General features: G+C 32.9%; 17 protein-coding genes and 5 tRNA genes. 15 read left to right on the forward strand and 7 right to left on the reverse strand.

Features of this window, described 5'->3' with window-relative positions; genetic code table 11:
* Positions 1 to 31: 31 nt before the first annotated feature.
* The 12 genes from EZM65_RS00370 (at position 32) to EZM65_RS00415 (ending at position 7,737) form a co-directional block, all read left to right on the forward strand.
* Positions 32 to 1,189 (forward strand): DUF418 domain-containing protein, encoded by a 1,158-nt coding sequence (locus tag EZM65_RS00370; protein ID WP_136666537.1) that lies wholly within the window; start codon positions 32 to 34, stop codon positions 1,187 to 1,189.
* A gap of 469 nt (positions 1,190 to 1,658) precedes the next feature.
* On the forward strand, positions 1,659 to 2,774 hold the full coding sequence (locus EZM65_RS00375; protein WP_136666538.1) for a DEAD/DEAH box helicase: 1,116 nt from the start codon (positions 1,659 to 1,661) through the stop codon (positions 2,772 to 2,774).
* Between the two features lie 21 nt (positions 2,775 to 2,795).
* Positions 2,796 to 3,020, forward strand: coding sequence for a hypothetical protein (locus tag EZM65_RS00380; RefSeq protein ID WP_136666539.1), 225 nt, complete (start codon positions 2,796 to 2,798; stop codon positions 3,018 to 3,020).
* A 241-nt stretch (positions 3,021 to 3,261) separates the two neighbouring features.
* Positions 3,262 to 3,795: a biopolymer transporter ExbD gene (locus EZM65_RS00385; protein ID WP_136666540.1), complete on the forward strand. Its 534-nt coding sequence runs from the start codon at positions 3,262 to 3,264 to the stop codon at positions 3,793 to 3,795.
* A gap of 807 nt (positions 3,796 to 4,602) precedes the next feature.
* Positions 4,603 to 4,676, forward strand: a tRNA-Arg gene (locus tag EZM65_RS00390).
* 10 nt (positions 4,677 to 4,686) lie between these two features.
* A tRNA-Arg gene (locus EZM65_RS00395) sits at positions 4,687 to 4,758 on the forward strand.
* Between the two features lie 27 nt (positions 4,759 to 4,785).
* A tRNA-Asp gene (locus tag EZM65_RS00400) sits at positions 4,786 to 4,856 on the forward strand.
* Positions 4,857 to 4,862: 6 nt separating this feature from the next.
* Positions 4,863 to 4,935 (forward strand) — tRNA-Pro (locus EZM65_RS15410).
* 97 nt (positions 4,936 to 5,032) lie between these two features.
* Complete coding sequence (locus EZM65_RS00405; RefSeq protein ID WP_136666541.1) at positions 5,033 to 5,425, forward strand: hypothetical protein; 393 nt, start codon at positions 5,033 to 5,035, stop codon at positions 5,423 to 5,425.
* A 173-nt stretch (positions 5,426 to 5,598) separates the two neighbouring features.
* Positions 5,599 to 5,650, forward strand: a tRNA-OTHER gene (locus EZM65_RS15415).
* A gap of 351 nt (positions 5,651 to 6,001) precedes the next feature.
* A complete protein-coding gene (locus EZM65_RS00410; RefSeq protein WP_136666542.1) occupies positions 6,002 to 7,099 on the forward strand; it encodes a slipin family protein in 1,098 nt (365 codons plus the stop codon).
* Between the two features lie 86 nt (positions 7,100 to 7,185).
* Positions 7,186 to 7,737: a VapA/VapB family virulence-associated protein gene (locus EZM65_RS00415; protein WP_371682978.1), complete on the forward strand. Its 552-nt coding sequence runs from the start codon at positions 7,186 to 7,188 to the stop codon at positions 7,735 to 7,737.
* Between the two features lie 85 nt (positions 7,738 to 7,822).
* On the opposite strand, the gene EZM65_RS00420 is transcribed toward EZM65_RS00415, so the two are convergent.
* On the reverse strand, positions 7,823 to 8,755 hold the full coding sequence (locus EZM65_RS00420; protein ID WP_136666544.1) for a hypothetical protein: 933 nt from the start codon (positions 8,753 to 8,755) through the stop codon (positions 7,823 to 7,825).
* Between the two features lie 150 nt (positions 8,756 to 8,905).
* A complete protein-coding gene (locus EZM65_RS00425) occupies positions 8,906 to 9,319 on the reverse strand; it encodes an OsmC family protein (RefSeq protein WP_136666545.1) in 414 nt (137 codons plus the stop codon).
* A 195-nt stretch (positions 9,320 to 9,514) separates the two neighbouring features.
* Between EZM65_RS00425 and EZM65_RS00430 the strand changes: the two genes are divergently transcribed.
* From EZM65_RS00430 to acs, 3 genes are all read left to right on the forward strand, one after another.
* Positions 9,515 to 10,204: a Bax inhibitor-1 family protein gene (locus tag EZM65_RS00430; protein ID WP_136666546.1), complete on the forward strand. Its 690-nt coding sequence runs from the start codon at positions 9,515 to 9,517 to the stop codon at positions 10,202 to 10,204.
* A 114-nt stretch (positions 10,205 to 10,318) separates the two neighbouring features.
* Positions 10,319 to 11,299, forward strand: a complete 981-nt coding sequence (locus EZM65_RS00435; protein WP_136666547.1) for an isoaspartyl peptidase/L-asparaginase family protein — start codon at positions 10,319 to 10,321, stop codon at positions 11,297 to 11,299.
* A gap of 5 nt (positions 11,300 to 11,304) precedes the next feature.
* Complete coding sequence (gene acs, locus EZM65_RS00440; protein WP_136666548.1) at positions 11,305 to 13,212, forward strand: acetate--CoA ligase; 1,908 nt, start codon at positions 11,305 to 11,307, stop codon at positions 13,210 to 13,212.
* Between the two features lie 138 nt (positions 13,213 to 13,350).
* Here the strand turns inward: acs and EZM65_RS00445 are convergent, their stop codons facing one another.
* The 5 genes from EZM65_RS00445 to EZM65_RS00465 form a co-directional block, all read right to left on the reverse strand.
* Complete coding sequence (locus tag EZM65_RS00445) at positions 13,351 to 14,070, reverse strand: class I SAM-dependent methyltransferase (protein WP_136666549.1); 720 nt, start codon at positions 14,068 to 14,070, stop codon at positions 13,351 to 13,353.
* Between the two features lie 99 nt (positions 14,071 to 14,169).
* Complete coding sequence (locus EZM65_RS00450) at positions 14,170 to 15,048, reverse strand: ATP-grasp fold amidoligase family protein (RefSeq protein ID WP_136666550.1); 879 nt, start codon at positions 15,046 to 15,048, stop codon at positions 14,170 to 14,172.
* A 67-nt stretch (positions 15,049 to 15,115) separates the two neighbouring features.
* Complete coding sequence (locus EZM65_RS00455) at positions 15,116 to 15,676, reverse strand: PolC-type DNA polymerase III (RefSeq protein WP_136666551.1); 561 nt, start codon at positions 15,674 to 15,676, stop codon at positions 15,116 to 15,118.
* A 1-nt stretch (position 15,677) separates the two neighbouring features.
* Positions 15,678 to 17,588 (reverse strand): DUF294 nucleotidyltransferase-like domain-containing protein, encoded by a 1,911-nt coding sequence (locus EZM65_RS00460; RefSeq protein ID WP_136666552.1) that lies wholly within the window; start codon positions 17,586 to 17,588, stop codon positions 15,678 to 15,680.
* 198 nt (positions 17,589 to 17,786) lie between these two features.
* On the reverse strand, positions 17,787 to 19,325 hold the full coding sequence (locus EZM65_RS00465; RefSeq protein ID WP_136666553.1) for a DEAD/DEAH box helicase: 1,539 nt from the start codon (positions 19,323 to 19,325) through the stop codon (positions 17,787 to 17,789).
* Positions 19,326 to 19,445: the final 120 nt, after the last annotated feature.

A 19,445-nucleotide genomic window follows, 5' to 3' on the forward strand; every position in this document is an offset into this window, starting at 1 on the left:
ACAGTAAGGTATTATATATATTAAAACAAACATGCAAACAACGCAACGAGTAGAAATTATTGATGTATTAAGAGGCTGGGCGCTTTTTGTAGTGGTTATATCCAATTATTTATATTTTGGATACAGTCCGGAAGGGAAAATAAATGGAAATGAGATTGTAAATACATTTATAGAAACACTGGAAACCTATTTGTTTTCTGCTAAGGGATGGACATTGCTTTTTGTGCTGTTTGGCTTTGGTTTTGGAGTTATTTATGAAAAAAGACAGCAAAACACTCACATATTTCTTTTCCGACGCATGTTGGTTTTGTCAGTTTTTGCCCTTTTTAACAGTATTCTTTTTGATGGGGATATCTTAAGGGATTATGCTTTTTTAGGACTTCTTTTTTTGTTTTTTATTCATTTATCAGCTAAAAAATTAATGCTTACTGCAAGTATAATGTTTTTGATTTTTCCTTTTTTAACGGCAAAAATAAATACTATAGATGGATCCCATATCAATGCTCTAGCCGAAGCTATAGCTCCTTTACGGGGAAGTAGTCAGTGGCTGGATGTCTTTAAATACAATTTATTAAGCTCTTATTATTACGAAGTGCTTAGTCTGCCATACTCGGTAACTGCACATTTTGTAATGTTTGCCTGCATGCTGTTTGGGTTGGCATTGCAAAAGAGTCATTTTTTTGTAAATCTGCCTGAAAAGAAAAAGCTTTTTCAAAAAGTTTTGATCAGCTCGCTTACACTGACATTAGTAATGTGGGGAATCTTTATACTTTCAGCTGCTTTACAATGGAGTTACTTAAAATATTTTTCTTTTCATTACTGGTTGGTAATAGCCACAATGCTGTTTACAGCTTCGGGTATCGTTTTATTGTATATCAATAATAAAGGAAAGGCTCTGTTTAAAGCTTTTTCACATGTTGGAAAAATGACTTTTACCAATTATATCGTTCAAAACATAATAAGTTTTATAGTGTTTCAAGGAGCAGGGTTAAGAGTGTTTCATCATTTACCGTTTTATTTTTACTTTGTTTTTGCAATAGTCGTTTATTGTCTGCAGACAGCTTTTAGCTACTGGTGGCTCCAATCACACACTTACGGTCCTTTTGAATGGTTATGGAGAAAGCTGAGCGCAACCGGAGCCAAAACACCACAATTATTGCCTATCCGTATTTTTGTAAGAAAGAGATAATATAGAATGAAAAGTTGTGGTTTAAAATAGCTCTCAGACACATAATTATATGATTTGCCCAACGTTTATTGTTCTAATAATCTAACTGTCAAACCATCCGGCAGAACAAAAAATAAAAGTAAATCACTCTATATTAATATATTATGACTATATTTGCACCTGATTGGTTTTCTGCCAGTGCTCTTCCTGATTGTGATTTTTTTTCTATTTCTCTTCAGTTTTGGCGTTTCAGTTGCCTTAGTATTAATAAATAACAAATTCAAAACTGTTTTTTACCATCTTCACTATTCATCGTTACTTTTGTGAGAATTTAGCAAATAGGTTAAATTATTTTACCCTGTTATTTCCGTTGCTGTTCCATAAAAAAAAGATGATGGATACCACATTAACAAAACATTGAATAATAATTAAATGATTTCAGTGTTTTGAAATAACCCAAGCCTTTATAAAGGCTTATAATTTAAATCGTATGACTTTTAAAAATTTAAATATAATTGATCCTATTCTCAAGGCACTTGAGCAGGAAAAATATGTTACCCCAACCCCCATACAACAACAAGCTATTCCTTTAATCTTGAAAGGCAGTGATGTGATGGGATGCGCACAAACAGGGACTGGAAAAACGGCCGCTTTTGCCATTCCTATTCTGCAGCGGTTAGCCAATACACCTGAAAAACAGCCTAATGCAATAAGGACTTTGATCCTTACACCTACAAGAGAGTTGGCAATTCAAATTAGTGATAATTTTACCTCTTACGGGACGCACATGAAATTGAAACATACTTTTATTTTTGGAGGTGTTTCTCAATTTCATCAGATAAAAACATTAAAAAAGGGTACTGATATACTAATTGCAACTCCCGGACGTTTATTAGATTTAATGCAGCAAAGAGAAGTAGATCTTTCGCACTTGGAAATTTTTGTATTGGATGAAGCCGATCGTATGCTTGACATGGGTTTTGTACATGATGTAAAAAAAGTAGTGGCTAGTTTACCACAAAACAGGCAAACCTTGTTTTTTTCAGCTACCATGCCGGACACAATAAAAAAGCTGGCTGAAAAAATACTGAAAAACCCTGCGTATGTCAGCGTGGATCCTGTTTCCTCTACGGCGCAGTCGATAACGCAATCGGTGTATTTTGTTGAGAAAAATGATAAGGAAAAATTATTGGCAACAATTTTAGATGAAGAAGGAATATCACGTTCATTGGTTTTTACCCGAACAAAACATGGTGCCAACAAGCTTGTAGATAAACTAACCAAAAAAGGTATTACAGCGGCTGCCATACACGGAAACAAATCACAAAATGCACGTCAGAAAGCTTTGGAAGATTTCAAGCTTAACTCCCTTAGGGTTCTGGTAGCAACTGATATTGCTTCCCGTGGTATTGATATTGATGAGCTGCCGCATGTGGTGAATTATGATTTGCCTAATATTCCTGAAACCTATGTTCACAGAATAGGACGAACGGGACGTGGCGGCAAAAAAGGAACAGCTGTAACGTTTTGCAGTACAGAGGAAAAATCTGACCTTAAGAATATTGAGAAACTTATAGGGGTGCGTCTGACCGTTTCAACGGTATAATAAAGTAATATAATAATAGGTATGTGGAATATAAATATAAAAAATATAGCTAATTCATTTTTTAGGAAAAATGAGAAAAAGCTGAAATTTGAGCCAATAATAACTCAAAAAGAGAATAATAAAGGAAAAAGTCTTGAGAATATGATTGTGTATGTGGATGAAAACGGACATTTGACTTCCACACCGCAGGTAATTAAGAAAACAGCCGGGATTTCCGATTGTACAAGTGAATGGATTCAAAAATAAACTGAATCAATAGTGTACCAGTTGAACTGATTTTTTTACCTGTTGTAGAATATTTATAGTTAAACACCTATGCGTAATTGTCTAGGTGTTTTTTTATAGGCATATAATTGCTAATAGTTTTTCAAATTTAATTATCTGCAGGTGTAATACCGGTTTATTTTTTTAAATAAATTTTTAGTTTTCTTTAACATTTCGGTATGATTGTTGCTATTTTTACTGCAAACCAATAAAACCGAATATAATGAGCGAAGCAAGAAACACTTTCGGCAAAACTTCCATCACACAAAAATCTAAAAAACTGCAACCCCGGGTTGACTTAACCGCTATGGTTAGTGTTTCGTTCTTACTGATTGTATTTTTTATGCTGAGTTCTTTTTTATCAAGATCCAATGCTATGGATTTTGGGATGCCTGATAAAAGGCATATTGACTGTGGAACTGAACCTTATTGTTTGGGAGAAGACAGACTATATACAGTTTTAGTGGGTATAAATAAAATAGTTTGCTACGAAGGAAACAGGTTGGATTTCTCAAATGAAACAAGGAGTTTTAAATTTAATGACAATCTTTTGATTAAAGAAATGATTTCTAAAAATCAATTTCTCAAAAATTTTTATGGTGACAAAAAAGGGCTTATTGTTATCATCAAACCAAGTAAAGAATCAAATTACGGTAATTTAGTTGATGTATTGGATGAAATGGCAATAGTGAAAGTTCCAACTTATGCAGTTGTAGATATCACACCGGAAGAAGAAAAATTATTGGCTGATAAATAATTTGTCTATAAAATAAAAAAAATCTTACTTTTGCATCATAATGAAAAAACAAAACAGACATAATATAGTACTAAGTATTAGTTTAGATCAACGCCCGGCAGTAAAATTTTCTGCTTGTGGGATGACGTTTGTTTGTTTTGAAAGGAATAGATTTAGAATATAATCGATTTTTACTATAAAATATACCAAGCGTCCTCTTTAAAAGGACGCTTTTTTTATGCAAAAAAGTAATAATGAATTGAATTTTTTAAGCCAAAGACAAAAAAATATAAAAAAAAGAAAAAATGTTTCATGATTAAAAGAAATAACAAAAGATAGGTTTTGAACAGCAATCAGATGAGAGACAGCCATTTGAAAAAATCAGAATATCTGTAGGAATACGGACAGGGTATTTTATGTTTAAAAATAAATGTAAGACACTGTAAATCAATAAAATAAATTAAAAAATAATTTGGAAGTTACTTTTTTTTGACTTTATCTTTGCCTCAGAATTATTACGAAACGAATTACAAATATCCTTCTGTGTTATACTAAAGGAATTATATAAAAATGAATATGAAAGCATTACTAACAAATAGCAGCAAAGAACGAAGCATAGCATCGGATTATGACTTCAGACCCGGATTTGATTTCCCGATGGTAATGTCACAGGTGTACCCGTATAGGCAATAGGATAATATCTTATTGTTATGTATGAAGCACCTTTAACAAGGTGCTTTTTTTATGCTTAAAAAACAGGAGAGTAGGTAGTATTTATAAATAACAGTTAGTTAGGTAAAAAGTGTTCAATTTACTTACTCTCATAATGATCCAATAGCTCAAATGGAGAGAGTATTCGCCTACGAAGCGAAGGGTTTCAGGTTCGAATCCTGATTGGATCACAAAACATAAGGTTCTATAGTTCAAGGGATAGAACGGCTGTCTTCTAAACAGCAGATACAAGTTCGAATCTTGTTGGAACCTCACATAAAGTTCTTTAGAAAGGGAACTGGCTCATTGTGGCAATGGCAACCTATCCGACTGTCTCTCGGATGCCACGGGTTCGATTCCCGTATGAGCTGCTAAAACTGGGAAGATAACGATTGGTTGTTTACCTGCTTTGGATGCAGGAGGCTGCAGGTTCGAGTCCTGCTTCCCAGACAAAAGATGTATAAATTGGTTTTGAAAATGATTTTGTGTAGTACGCAAAATAATTGCGCACTGATTTTAAAATCTTTGTTCAGAAATTAAACAGAACATGAGAACAATTAAGATGCATTGCAAAAAATGCAATGTAAAGTTAACTGCTGAATTTTATGAAGTGTACAAAAGTGAACTAAGGTTTGATGACGGGACAAATATGATTGAAAAGAATAAATTTTCAGTTTATTTCAATGAATTCACCAACAAAAAAGAATTGGTCATTGCCATTGATGATTACTATTTCAAAAACCATAAAGATTCTCGAAGATTCACAGGGTGCTGTGGAAGTTCAGGAATAGATGGGATGAATAAAGTATGTGCCAACGGTCATGAAATAGCTACAGAATTCTCAGATTGTTACATGCCTCATTATATTTCAGTTAATCTGGAAAATGTTCTGATCAAAGAGGTAAGCAATGCCTATGAAATAAAGGAAATGAAATTATAACAATATCAAACAAGTCCTGTTGGGTGTTTCTGTATGGCACTAATGTGGCGAACATTGCGCGGAGGCGTATGATGTTTTACCATGCAACTTGATTTGGAGGTTTCGAGGGTTTTCCAAAAAATCTTCCGACTCTATCGGTCGTGGGTTCGATTCCCACTCCTGGTTTTCAGGATAGTTCAGTTGGTTAGAACAATAGACCTTGGTTACGCAGGTTCGAATCCTGCACACGATTAGGGATTGTGTTTGACAGTGGCTGTCACCAAACAGACTCAAAATCTGTTTAACAGAGTTTCATTCTCTCTTTAAAAAGAATGTCATTAAAGAAAGCCTTTTGGCCTTTATCAGTCAGAGATGATTAAATGCAACTATGACACTCAAGATAAGACCTGAAAGCAGTTTTGTTTGCTGAACCGTTCTTTTGCTTTGGTACTTGCTGAATTTTAAAATTTTAGTATTCAAAAATAGTACAAAACCATCAGAATGCTTTTTCAAACTGACCCATTTCCGTCCTAGACCGGAGGATAAAGTCTGGAAGGTTTTTTTATTTAAAAGATTAATAATTTATTACGATATAAGATGATTAAAAGAATTAAAATCAAAGCGTACCAAGTGGGCTTGGTATTTGAAAACAGAAAACTGATTACCGTTTTAAAAGAAGGTTCTCATTGGATTTTTGGTAACAAACAAGTTGAAACTTATGAGATGAAACAATCATTTGTTGCACCTGTAGAATTGAATATTTTATTGCAAAACGAAGAATTGGCGTCAATGCTGGAAATTGTTGAAATTGCCGACAATGAAATTGCATTGTATTTTGTGAATGGAATTTTCAAAGAGGTGCTGGCAACCGGAAGATTCGCTTTTTGGAAAGGATATATTAAAAATGAATTCATTAAAGTTGACTTATCTAAAGTAGAAATCACTGAAGATATTCCTTTGACTTTATTGGAAAACGTAAAAGTCAGACATTTAACCAGAAGATTTCAGGTAATGAGCCATGAAAAGGGATTGCTTTTTGTTGACGGCAAGTTTGCCAGAGAAGTAGGGGCAGGGACCTATTATTTTTGGAACAATACCATTCCGGTAGAAATTAAAACAATTGATTTGAGACAGCAACAAATGGAAATTTCCGGTCAGGAATTATTGACAAAAGACAAGGCTTCATTACGGATTAATTTTTTTGTAAAGTATCAGGTGGTTGCTATTTCAAAAGCTTTGTTGGAAAATAAAGATTTTGAAAAACAATTGTACGTTTTAATGCAGTTGGCTTTAAGAGCTTTTATCGGCGCTTTTACTTTAGATGAATTATTGAGCAAGAAAGACACAATTGCTGAAAATATTTTAGAAGAAGTAAAAGATAAAATTCAAAATCTTGGCGTTTTTGTTTCTGATGCAGGTATCAGAGATGTTATTTTACCCGGCGATATGAAAGAAATCATGAATCAGGTATTGGTAGCTGAGAAGAAAGCACAGGCCAACAGCATTATGAGACGTGAAGAAACCGCATCTACCAGAAGCTTGTTGAATACAGCCAAATTAATGGAAGAAAACGAAATGCTATGGAAATTGAAAGAAATGGAATATGTTGAAAAAATTGCTGATAGAATTGGTGAAATTACCATTTCCGGAAGCGGAAACATTATTGGTCAATTGAAAGAGATATTTGTTAAATAATTTTAACCCTGGTGAATTTTCCGGGGTTCTAATTTTAAAGTATTAAATCAAACAAAATCAGGTAGTTTTACTCATATATGGAATTGATGGTAGTTTTAATTTTACACTATTCAAATAAACAGCGTTTACCGAAAAGCTTAAAAAGAGTAGGTGTATTAAAACAAACTATTATGGCAAATCAAAATGGAACTGAAAATGCAGTTCAACAAGAGGTTAGTAAAGAAATTATTGCTCATGATTTTCATGTGGCTATGAAAGGAAAATTAGAAGATGCGGCTATAGAATCAGCTAAAAAACAAATTTTAAAAGCGGCAACTCAATCATATCCTGCCAGAGGAAGTGTAGCAAGTTTTATGTTTTATTTGCAATTTCAGATAGAAATTCAAAATGGCGGAAAAACTTTCAATGGAAAAGCAGGTGGTCTTACAACACCAGGTGGAGGTGCTCTTTATGGAGATGTTTATACTGACGATATTAACCGCTTATATGCCAATACAGTTAGTTTCCAGTTTAACTGTACGCCGGTTTATACGAGCTTGTTATTCTTTGATGGAAATTCTAATTTATTAGGACATTTCCAATCTGGATCTGTTTCAACTGTTCTAGGTGTAGGCGGTGGAAGCGGCAGCTGGTCTTAATCCTTAAAAGACATTAAATATGAACGTCCGTAATTTCATGATTAAGAAGTTACGGACGTTTGCTTTTATACTATTGGTGATCCTGTTAATGTCTGTTATCACAATTAATATAAACAGGTTTTTCAGATTGCTGCAAAAAATTGATTTCTTCACATCCAAACGAGAAATACTGAAATCCAAAAACCACCGGAGTTTTATCATTTAAAAGTTTTCCTATCCATTGATTATCAATAGGAGCAAAAGAAACGCCTTCGCTTTCCGTAAATAGTTTTTGAAAAATTACTTTTTTATTAGCTTCATTAACGACTGTCAAATATTTCCCTTGAATAGTTTTGCCTTTACTGTCTGTATATTCCTGTAAATAGCATTGGTAACCGTTAGTCTTAAATTCAAAAAACTGTCCCGGTTTTGATTTGCTTGTTTTGACAAACTGATTTAATTCATTCAGTTTTTTCCCTTTGGCAACTGAAACTGGTAAATCTTTAGCTGTAATTTTTTTCCATATAATTTTTTTGATTTCACCTTTGCTAAAAGGACTTTCTTTACCTGCATATACAAAAACAGTACTAAAATTATCTTTGATCGATGCAAGTTTATCGTCTATTTCAAAACCTATCATAAAATCATTCTGATTGTAAGGCCATTCGGCACCGTAGACATTCAAACAGGCAACAAGGTCAAGTGATTTTACAGGAAATGACAGTAAAATATCTTTTGAATAATCATAAATGAACAATTTATCTGTTTCAGCAATTTTTGTTTTATTTAAAAAGCGTTTTCTGAATTTGGATTCCAATTTTAAATATTTTGAATTGGATTCTGTTTTTCCTTTCAGGCTTGGAATAGCTGTTGAATCTTTATGCTCACTTAATGAGTAAATATCGGAAAGTGATACAAAATTTACGTGATCGTTTTCTTTTTTCTGATAAGACTGCAATTCAAATAAGGATGAATTTTGAGCAACTGTTTTTAAATTTAGAGATAGTAAAAATAAAATAAATGTAATTTTTAATTTCATAAGCATGATTTTTTAAAAATCAAATATAAATAAATTCTTACAAATAAATTCAACCGACAAAAGCCAATATAACGTTAAAAAAATCCCAAAAGAGTAACTGCTTTTTAGTAATTACAACTTTTGGGATGTACTGTATGTAATTTATATTTTCTAACTGTTTAAATTATAAGTTACATTAATTTTTGTGTGCAGCAACTTTGATATAGGGCAATTGGCTTCAGCATCACGAACCAATTCTTCAAACTGTGAAGCTTCTATATCAGGAACTGAGGCAGTCAGGTTTAAATTTGAAGCTACAATAACACCATCTTCAAAAACAATTTCTGCATCCGTTTTTAATTCGTCAGGAGTAAAGCCAGCTGCCTGTAAGTTGAATGCTAATTTCATGGTAAAGCATCCGGAATGAGCTGCGCCAATTAATTCTTCAGGATTTGTCCCTATCCCTTCTTCAAATCGGGAACTGAATGAATACTGTGTTTTATTTAAAACGGTACTTTGTGTACTTAAATGTCCTTTACCATCTTTTCCTGTGCCATTCCATACGGCAGTTGCTCTTCTTTTCATATGTTGTTTTTTATTTGATTGAATTACTAATTTACAAAAATTATAGTGAGTAATGATTAAATAGTTATTCACTTCGGATTCATTCAAATTATACTTTAATTTTTTTCAGATTTTGAATGTTGATAATAAAAAGGTGAGTGTAGTAATTCTCTTTAAAAAATATATTATTTTCGATAACTCTAAAACCGAAAAACTATGTATACACAAAATGATTTAGTTTCAAATGTTTCACAAGTTGAACAGGCAGAATTTTTTAAAAAAACCTATACACATGTTGCTGCTGCAATTTTAGCTTTTATCGTTGTAGAATATTTATTGCTTGACCTTATTCCTCAAAGCGTAATAGTATCAATGATGGGAGGTAAATATGTATGGCTTTTTATTTTGGGATTATTTTGGTTAGGTTCAACAATGTCAAATAATCTGGCATTCCATCCTTCTCAGGATAAGCAGTATTTAGGTCTAGGATTGTATGTTATTCTTGAAGCGATTATCTTTTTACCTATGATTGCAATGGCAACGATTTACTCAGAAAGTAATGTTGTTATGCCTGCTGCAATGATTACTTTATTTATGTTTTCAGGATTGACAGCTGTCGTGCTATTCACAAAAACCGATTTTTCTTTTTTAAGAACAGCCATTATGATAGGTGGATTTGTTTCACTGGGAGCAATCGTTGCAGGAGCAATTTTCGGATTTAACCTGGGTCTATGGTTTTCATTGGCTATGGTAGTATTGGCTTCAGCAAGTATTTTATACCAGACCCATCAGATTAAAGAAAATTATACGACCAATCAATATGTTGGTGCGGCTTTACAGATTTTTGCTTCAGTAATGTTATTGTTCTGGTATATACTGAGAATATTCATGAGCAGAAAAAATTAATTTTTCACAAAACATACCAAAAGAGTTCCAAAATGGAGCTCTTTTTTTTTGAAATGATTTCGGTTTTTTAAATTTTAGAAGTAATTTCATACACTGAAAACCAATCTTGTAGAAATGAAAAAAACATTGCTCTTTATTTTCTTTTCATTAGTAATTACCGGCTGTAAATCTGTCAATAGCAGAGCAACGGAAAATAACTTTGCTATTGCTTTGCATGGTGGTGCCGGTACTATTTTAAAAGCCAATATGTCACCTGAACTTGAAGAAGCATATAAAGCAACACTTGAAAAAGCTATTAGAACCGGCCATGAAATTTTAAAAAACGGAGGTACTTCGCTCGAAGCAGTTCAAAAAACTATTATTATTCTTGAAGATTCCCCTTTGTTCAACGCCGGTAAAGGGGCAGTTTTAACCAATGAAGGAAAGTGTGAATTGGATGCTTCCATTATGGATGGGCAAACTTTAAAAGCTGGAGCGGTTGCAGGTGTTACAGTAGTAAAAAACCCTATTTTACTGGCTACGTCTGTCATGGAAAAATCACAGCATGTGATGCTGACTTCAAAAGGAGCTGAAAGTTTTGCAAAGGAAAAAGGATTGGAAATTGTTGATCCTACTTATTTTTATACTGAAAAAGCTCAAAAAGCTTTGGATAAAGCAAAACAAACTGAATTTAAAGATCAGAAATTCGGTACTGTGGGTTGCGTTGCATTGGATAAGTATGGTAATTTAGCATCCGGAACATCCACAGGAGGAATGACCAATAAACGCTGGGGCAGAGTAGGGGATTCGCCCATTATTGGCGCAGGAACTTATGCAAATAATGCTACTTGTGCTGTTTCAGCAACCGGGTGGGGTGAATTTTTTATCCGTTCAGTGGTGGCTCATGATATTTCTGCATTAATGGAATATAAAAAAGCATCTTTAAGAAATGCCGCACAAACCGTTATGGCAAAAGTAAAAAAACTTGGTGGTGACGGAGGTGTTGCTGCAATTGATAAAAAAGGAAGTATTACCTTTGAATTTAATACTGCCGGTATGTACCGCGCGTCAATTGACCAGGAAGGAAAGTTATATATAGGAATATACAAAGATTAAATGCTATGAGTTACTACGTAATAAAAGATTTAGAGAATTATTTTAAAATGTATAAAAAATCGGTTAGGGAACCTAAAAAGTTCTGGGATAAAATAGCCGATGAAAACTTTGTATGGTATCAAAAATGGGATAAAGTCTTTGATTTTGATATGCAGGAAGCACAATTTAAATGGTTTATTGATGCTAAAGTTAATATTACTAAAAATTGCATTGACCGTCATTTAGCCCGAAAAGGAGAAAAAACGGCTATAATCTTTGAACCGAATAATTCAAACGAAGAAGCACAGCATATTAGCTATAACGAACTATACAAAAGAGTTTCAAAAATGGCCAATGTGCTTCGTGAGCAGGGTATTAAAAAAGGAGATCGTGTTTGTATTTATCTGCCTATGATTCCTGAATTGGCAGTAGCTGTTTTAGCCTGTGCAAGGATCGGCGCTATACATTCAGTAGTTTTTGCAGGTTTCTCTGCAGGTGCTGTTGAAGCTAGAATCAACGATTGTGAAGCCAGTATGGTTATTACTTCAGACGGAGGTTATCGCGGTGATAAAACCGTGAACCTAAAATCAATTATTGATGAGGCTTTAGAAAAATGTCCATCAGTTGCAAAAGTTTTAGTGGTTAAACGAACCAATGAAACTGTCAGCATGAAAGAAAGCAGAGATCAGTGGCTGCAGCCATTATTAGATGATGCGATTGATAATAATGTAGCGGAAATGATGGACGCTGAAGATCCTCTATTTATCTTATACACATCAGGTTCTACGGGAAAACCTAAAGGAATGCTTCATACTACTGCAGGATATATGGTTTACACAGGTTATACATTCAAAAATGTATTTAATTATGAAGATGGTGATGTGTATTGGTGTACCGCTGATATTGGCTGGATAACCGGACACTCTTATATATTATACGGCCCGTTATTAAATGGCGCTACTACAGTACTTTTTGAAGGAATACCTTCATATCCTAATTTTTCTCGTTTTTGGGAAGTAATTGAAAAACATAAAGTAACCCAATTTTATACAGCACCAACGGCAATCCGTGCCTTAGCAAAGGAGAGCTTGGATTACGTACAGAGATTTCCTTTAAAGTCATTAAAGATGATTGGTTCTGTTGGTGAACCCATTAATGAAGAGGCTTGGCATTGGTATAACGATCATGTGGGAGGGAAACGTTGCCCGCTTGTTGATACCTGGTGGCAGACTGAAACCGGAGGTGTAATGATTGCACCTATTCCTTTTGTTACTCCAACCAAACCAACCTATGCAACGTTGCCTCTACCTGGAATCCAACCAGTCTTAATGGATGAACTGCGCAATGAAATTGAAGGCAATCAAGTGGTTGGCAGTTTGTGTATAAAATTTCCTTGGCCAAGTATTGCCAGAACAATATGGGGAGATCACCAGCGATATAAAGAAACTTATTTCACGGCTTTCCCTGGTAAATATTTCACAGGTGACGGCGCCTTACGTGATGAAGTGGGCTACTACAGAATTACAGGCAGGGTAGATGATGTTATTATTGTTTCTGGACATAATCTAGGAACAGCTCCTATTGAAGATTCTATCAATGAACATCCGGCAGTTGCTGAAAGTGCTATCGTAGGTTTTCCGCACGATATAAAAGGGAATGCTTTATATGGTTTTATTATTCTGAAAGAACGCGGCGAGTATAGAGACCGTGAAAATCTTACTAAAGAAATAAACCAATTGATTTCCGACCAAGTGGGACCAATAGCAAAACTGGATAAAATCCAATTTGTAAATGGTTTGCCTAAAACACGTTCCGGAAAAATTATGCGCCGTATTTTGCGTAAAATAGCTGAAGGTGATTTTTCAAATTTTGGAGATACTTCAACTTTATTAAATCCGGAAGTTGTTGAAGAAATTAAAGAAGGTAAGGTTTAAAAAAAATCTAGCCTATAAATATAAAACCCTGAAGTCTGCACTTCAGGGTTTTATATTTATAGAAAAGCGCTATTTACTTTCTTGTGAAGCTAAATTCAAAAAATATGAATCCTAATCAGTCTCAAGACTGTTTACTTATTACTTTTTAAATTCAAATTGAATTAACTCCCAATTTACTTCTATACCATTTTGAGTTTTATTAATACCTAAAATATCTTGAACACCTTCTAAAATAGTTGTATTATCAGCTTTATCCAGTCCGAAAAAAAGTTTAAAAAAATGAATCATGTCATTTAGGTCATTAAATACAAACGGATATTTATTAACCTGACAAGCTGCTAATTTGCTTTGTAGATTAGGGTATTCCATGAAATAATCTTTATAAAAGAAATTTCCATCATGCCCCAGTGAATTATAATCATTCACGAATTTATTTAAAAAGCAATCTACTCTTGAACCTTTTTCTACATCGGCAAAAACAAAACTTTTGCCATTTTTGAGTACTCTTAAACATTCTTCTACAAATAATGGTACATCCTCTAAATGATGCATGCCGCTCAGGGAAAAAATCACATCAAACGTATTGGATTCAAAATGTAATTTTCTTGGTGAAATAAGTTCAATTGTTTCATTAATAAATCCTTCTGAAAAATCAGCTGATTTTAAATTTATATGATTTGGGATGTATTTTTTTAAATAGCCTCCACCGGATGGAATATCTAAAGCTTCATTAATTAAGCCGAAATCTATAGAAGATAGTAAGGAATTAAATTCGTTATTTCTTGCTTCAGGATAGTTTTGCATTGCAAAGTGATAATCAGAAGCTCTGCTTTGAAATAACACTCGATAATCATTCATGATAATTTTTTTATTAAAAGTGATACGTTTTTTTATGTATATACAGGTTAACTGTTTGCATTTAAAATGAAACAGTTAAGGAGAATTATTTATTAAAATCTAGATTGGCAGTTTTATAAGATCTCCAAACTCTTGATTAAATCTTTCAATAGAGCTTCTAACAAGACCTCCATTTGAAAAGAAAGTAAGTTCACCAAAAATAATTCTGTCACCAATTGAGTATAAATCTACACGAAGGAAAATAAAACCTTCAGATAATTTTTCAGCAATCCGAATCATTTCATCGAAATTTTCAGGCTTCTTAAAATCAGAATTTGAAAATGCCGGAATATATTTTTCAGGTAAAACTTTATTCCAATTTAAATCATAAAAACTCTTGGTTATGTTTTCCGATTTATTTTTTTGGACAAAAACATATTTTGGCTGACCATGGAAACAATGAAATTTATAATCTATAAGTGAATCATTATCAATTTCAGAAATGTATTTTTCAGCAATAATTCTTGGCTTTACGTTTTTATAAATTGATTCACGAAATTTATCATAGTAGTTTTGAGAAAGAAACTTGTTTAATTTCTTTTTAGTTTTACTGATATTTAATTGATTTTTATCTTTTACAATTATGTTATAACCAGATCCGTGAGTTCCTTTTAAGACATATTGATTGGGTAATTTGTCAAAATTTATTTCACTTACAGAATCATAAACTCCAAGAATATCATTTAAATATTGTTTGCCTATTTTATCTTCAACATAACTTCTAACTTCAAATTTATCCACAAACCTACCATAATTTTCAGTGTAATGATGTAATTTAAGCCAAAGTATTTTCTCCATAAATTCCTTTGGAGAGCTTAAATCTGGTTTTGTGTTGTTTTTTAATAAATATTGAATTTCTGAAATTTTTGTATCATCTGCATTAAAATTTTCAAGTGTACCCAAATAGAATTTGTAAAATTTTCTTCTAAAAAAATTCATTGTTTTTAATTAAAGGAATTAATAAAAAAAAATTTGGGGACTTTTTTATTTTATTGCCTGATAAGAATCACAAACCTAATTTATTTCTCATTTTCAAAAATAATAATGCAACATTATACGCTAAATTTCCTGAGGTATGTATTTCCGGATTTTTTATTTTATAAAACACCAGCAATTCCTCTAATGAATATTTTTTTGAAGTTTGATCTAAAATACGGCTTTGCATGACTTCCACATCCAAAGAATTATTTTTAATCCGGCCGCTTTGAAGCCTTGACAAATATTGATTTATAATTTCAATATCATAATGAATTCTATGTCCTATAAGTGTTGCGTTACCGATGAAATTGATTAATGATTCTATAGCCTGGACTTCCTCATATGTTAGTTGTTTTGCGTCTGTTTTTTTAGATTTATCCAAATCAATTTCCAGACTGTTTTCAATCATGATTTGGTTATTTTCAATCGAAATTGCACCAATAGATAAAATTTTATCCTTGACGGGATTAATTCCTGTCGTTTCGATATGTAAGGCTACTTTTCTAACAGAAGGTATTTCCTGTTGAATCAAGTAGTTTCTCCAAAATTCAGGATAATCCTTTCCTAAGTTTTTAAACCAATCAAGCATGTTATGAAAATTGTGTTAGCTGAAAAGTATCTTTTACTATTTCTTCTAAATCTTTTAAAACGTGTAACGAATCTTTTAATTTTTCTTTTTCGGCTTTTGATAAAATTTCAACATCAATATATTCGCCGGAATTGTCATTTTTCAGTCCTTCCAAAGCCCTGTATTTTGACAATAAGAGGAATGTTTCTGAAGCATTCTGGTAAACTTCAACGTTTTCAGTATCTTTAATAGCCAATTCTTTATAACGATAATAAGTATTATTTACACCTTTAAGTCCATACTGAATGGCAAGTAAACGTCCAATATCAACCAATTGGTTAATCGCTTTTTCCTTAACATTGAATTTGCCGTAAAATGGACCGTTATCTTCTTCATTGAATTTTTTAAAGAAATTTAAGGGAGCAGGTTTGTTCAATGCATCATTACCTAAATAATCCAGGAATAAGGTTTTGTTTTTTATATTAAAAATAGTATCTGTCAGAGCTGCTTCCATGCTTTGGTCGCCAAAAACAAATTCATAATCAAAAAATATAGAACAATGTTCACTGGTATATTCACCTGGAGTATTAATCCAGTTCTCGTACTGTTTTACCCATTCATTCAATGACTTACACCATTTTTCATTACTCACAGTGTCACCAAATTCACAATGTTTGTAGCCTATTTTTTCAAGAATTCCGGCTACTCGTTTAGCCAGTTGGCTAAAGTAATACTTTACATCACGGACTTGCTGAATTTCAACATCTTTATAAATTAAAATATTGTCATGATCAGTAAGTAAAAGCTGTTCTTTACGTCCCTGACTGCCAATGCTCAGGAAAGCAAACGGAACAGGAGGGGAGCCCAACTCCAAAATACTGATTTCAACCGCTCTCCTCACAATTGCCAGAGTAATCTCACCGGCTACATTGTGTAAATGCTGGACTGGAATATTTTTTGTCAGCGATTGCTGAATAATCGATTCCATTGACTGATGGATAATTTTAAGCTCCTCAGATTTAGTTGCCTTTTTGATTTCACGTATTAAAACACCAGGGGAGTTCGCCTGTGCCTGAACCAAATCGTTTTGAGTGATAACTCCTTTTATTTCAGTATGGGGAGTACCATCAACAGTAACGCATAAATGATGGACTTTATGTGACAGCATGACTAATTGAGCTTCGGCCAGCGAAACATTTTCCGTTACAGTAATCACCGGAAAAGTCATGATATTTGCAATAGGTGAGTGTGTGGCATGTTTACCTGTTGCAACTTTTTGCTTGAAATCTGCATCTGTTGCAATACCGACAAGTTTTTTGTTTTGAATAATAAAAACATTGTCAACAAGATTATCAGTCATCAAAAGCGCCACATCACGAATAGTCTGTTCAATAGTAACAATAAGTGGTTTTTTATTGTAAGTTAAAGTTTGAATAAATGAAAAATCATTTTGAAACTCTGATATCTGAACCGAATCAGACACTAATTTATTTTGAAGTTTATCAGCCGGATTATTTGAATTACTTGCAAAACTCTCCAGCAGAAAATTAAGAACATCAGCATTTTTAATAACAAACGGGCGGACTTTATCGATTGGTATGGCAAATAAAACAGTATCATCATTTGCTTTTGCTGTCATTTGATAATTATTTTTAGCAAAAAAAGGACGCAGGCCAAATAAATCACCGGCGTAACATTTATTTAAAAGAGTTTCTTCAGCATCTGAAATTACTGTCAAATGCATAACACCGGAATTAACCACATAAAAACTGTCATGCAAAGAATCATTTATCTGAAAAAGTTTTTCGTTTTTTTCAAGATGAATTACTTTTATAAAATTTGCAATTTGCTTTAAATCTTCAAAGCTTAAGAAACTGAATGGTTTATAATCTTTAAGGAAATTCGCAACGCTTTCTGTAATAGAATTTTTCATGACTTACAATGTGCTACTAAGAGGTAAAAATAAGAACATTTTTTGTAAGAAAGAAAAGTATCTCAAAATATTCTATTTTACATAATATAAATTATAGTTCAAATATATATCGATTTATATAAGACATAGAGCTCTAATCTTTGCCCGGATAATTGCTTATTTAAAGGATGTAGATTTTTTAAAAACTTGGGACTTGATTTAATCTTCCATGGCAAAAAGACGTTCTCTGTATAATTTGCCTATGGTAACCTGTAAACGTGTCTTATAATCATCAACCAACCATTCACGGTAGTTTTTGGTAGAATTTGCTAAGCAGCGGCAAAAAACTTTCACACGGTAATCAATATCTTCAAACAGATATTTGGCAAGTTGTTTCGCTTCGTTTAATTCTTCAGCATTTTCAACACACATACTGGCATGCTGTAAAATGGAATCATCAATCACAATTTTAGGACGTAGATTTTTAGCTAAAGCTTTTCTGAATTCTTCTTCAACGTCGAATTCAAAATTCAATGTATTTTTAAATAATTCAAGGACTTCTTCAGACATTTCAAATTTAAAATAACGCTCAATTTCTGAATCGCTTCTTAAATTTTCAATATAATATTCAGGAGTTTTAAAAATATGCTGCCAGTCTATAGGATCATCCCATAAACCAAAACGCGCCGCATTATTACCTAAATCAATAATCGAAAATTCCGCTTTATTAGGCAGTCTTCTGGAACCACGGCCTATCATCTGGAAATATAATGTCAGTGATTTTGTAGCGCGGTTTATGATAATTGTTTCAACCGTTGGCTCATCAAATCCTGTGGTCAAAATCCCTACAGATGTTAAAACTGCATCCGGAGTATGTTTGAACCATCTTAGAATCTCTTTACGTTCTTCGTTGCTGGTTGTATTATCAAGGTGTCTTATAGGATATCCGGCTTTCTTGAATGTTTCATAAACATATAAAGATGTATTAATCCCGTTATTAAAAATCAATGTCTTTTTCCCTTTTGATTTTTCTTCATAAGCACTCAGTAACTTAGCCTGCATATCTAACTGAGAATACAATTCGTCAGAAGATTTTACAGTATAATCTCCGTTGATACCTATTTTTAAACTGGATAAAGTTACATCATAGCTGTATGTTGTGGCTTTTGCCAGGAATCCATTGTCAATAAGCTTTTTAATAGGATCTCCTACGATAAGTTCCTTGTAGTTTTCATACATAGGCAACTCAATATTAGAGCTTAAAGGCGTTGCAGTAACTCCTAAAATGAAAGAATTTTTAAAACGGTTCAATAGTTTTCTAAACGAATTGTAATGCGCCTCATCAATAATAACAAGACCTACATTATCAATTTGAAGTTTATCATCATTCAAACGGTTTTTAAGTGTTTCCACCATGGCAACAAAACAAGAATACTCGTCCTGATCAGGTAATTCTTTAACTTTTGAATTGATGATTTTATTTTTAACCCCAAAAGAATTCAGCATTTTTGAAGTCTGCTTGCATAATTCAATTCTATGGGTTAAAACCACTACTTTTTTATTGTGTGTTTCAATATAACGGCGAACCATTTCCGAAAAGATTACTGTTTTCCCCCCTCCTGTCGGCAACTGATACAATAAATGATAGTTGTTGGGAGTATTGTCCATTCGGTCAAAAATGGCGTTGATATCGCGCGACTGATAGTCGTAGAGTACTTTTCTCTCCTCTTGTACCTGTTCTATATCGCTTCTTACCATACCTATTTTGGAATTTTTGCAAAATTACATTTAAAAAACAGTTTACCAGCACTTTTATTAAAAAAATTACAGATTATTTTTTTTAACTATTTTTAGCAGTTTCAGGGAGAATTACTTTCT

The organism is Flavobacterium sp. H122 (genome assembly GCF_004959765.1).
Lineage (GTDB): Bacteria > Bacteroidota > Bacteroidia > Flavobacteriales > Flavobacteriaceae > Flavobacterium.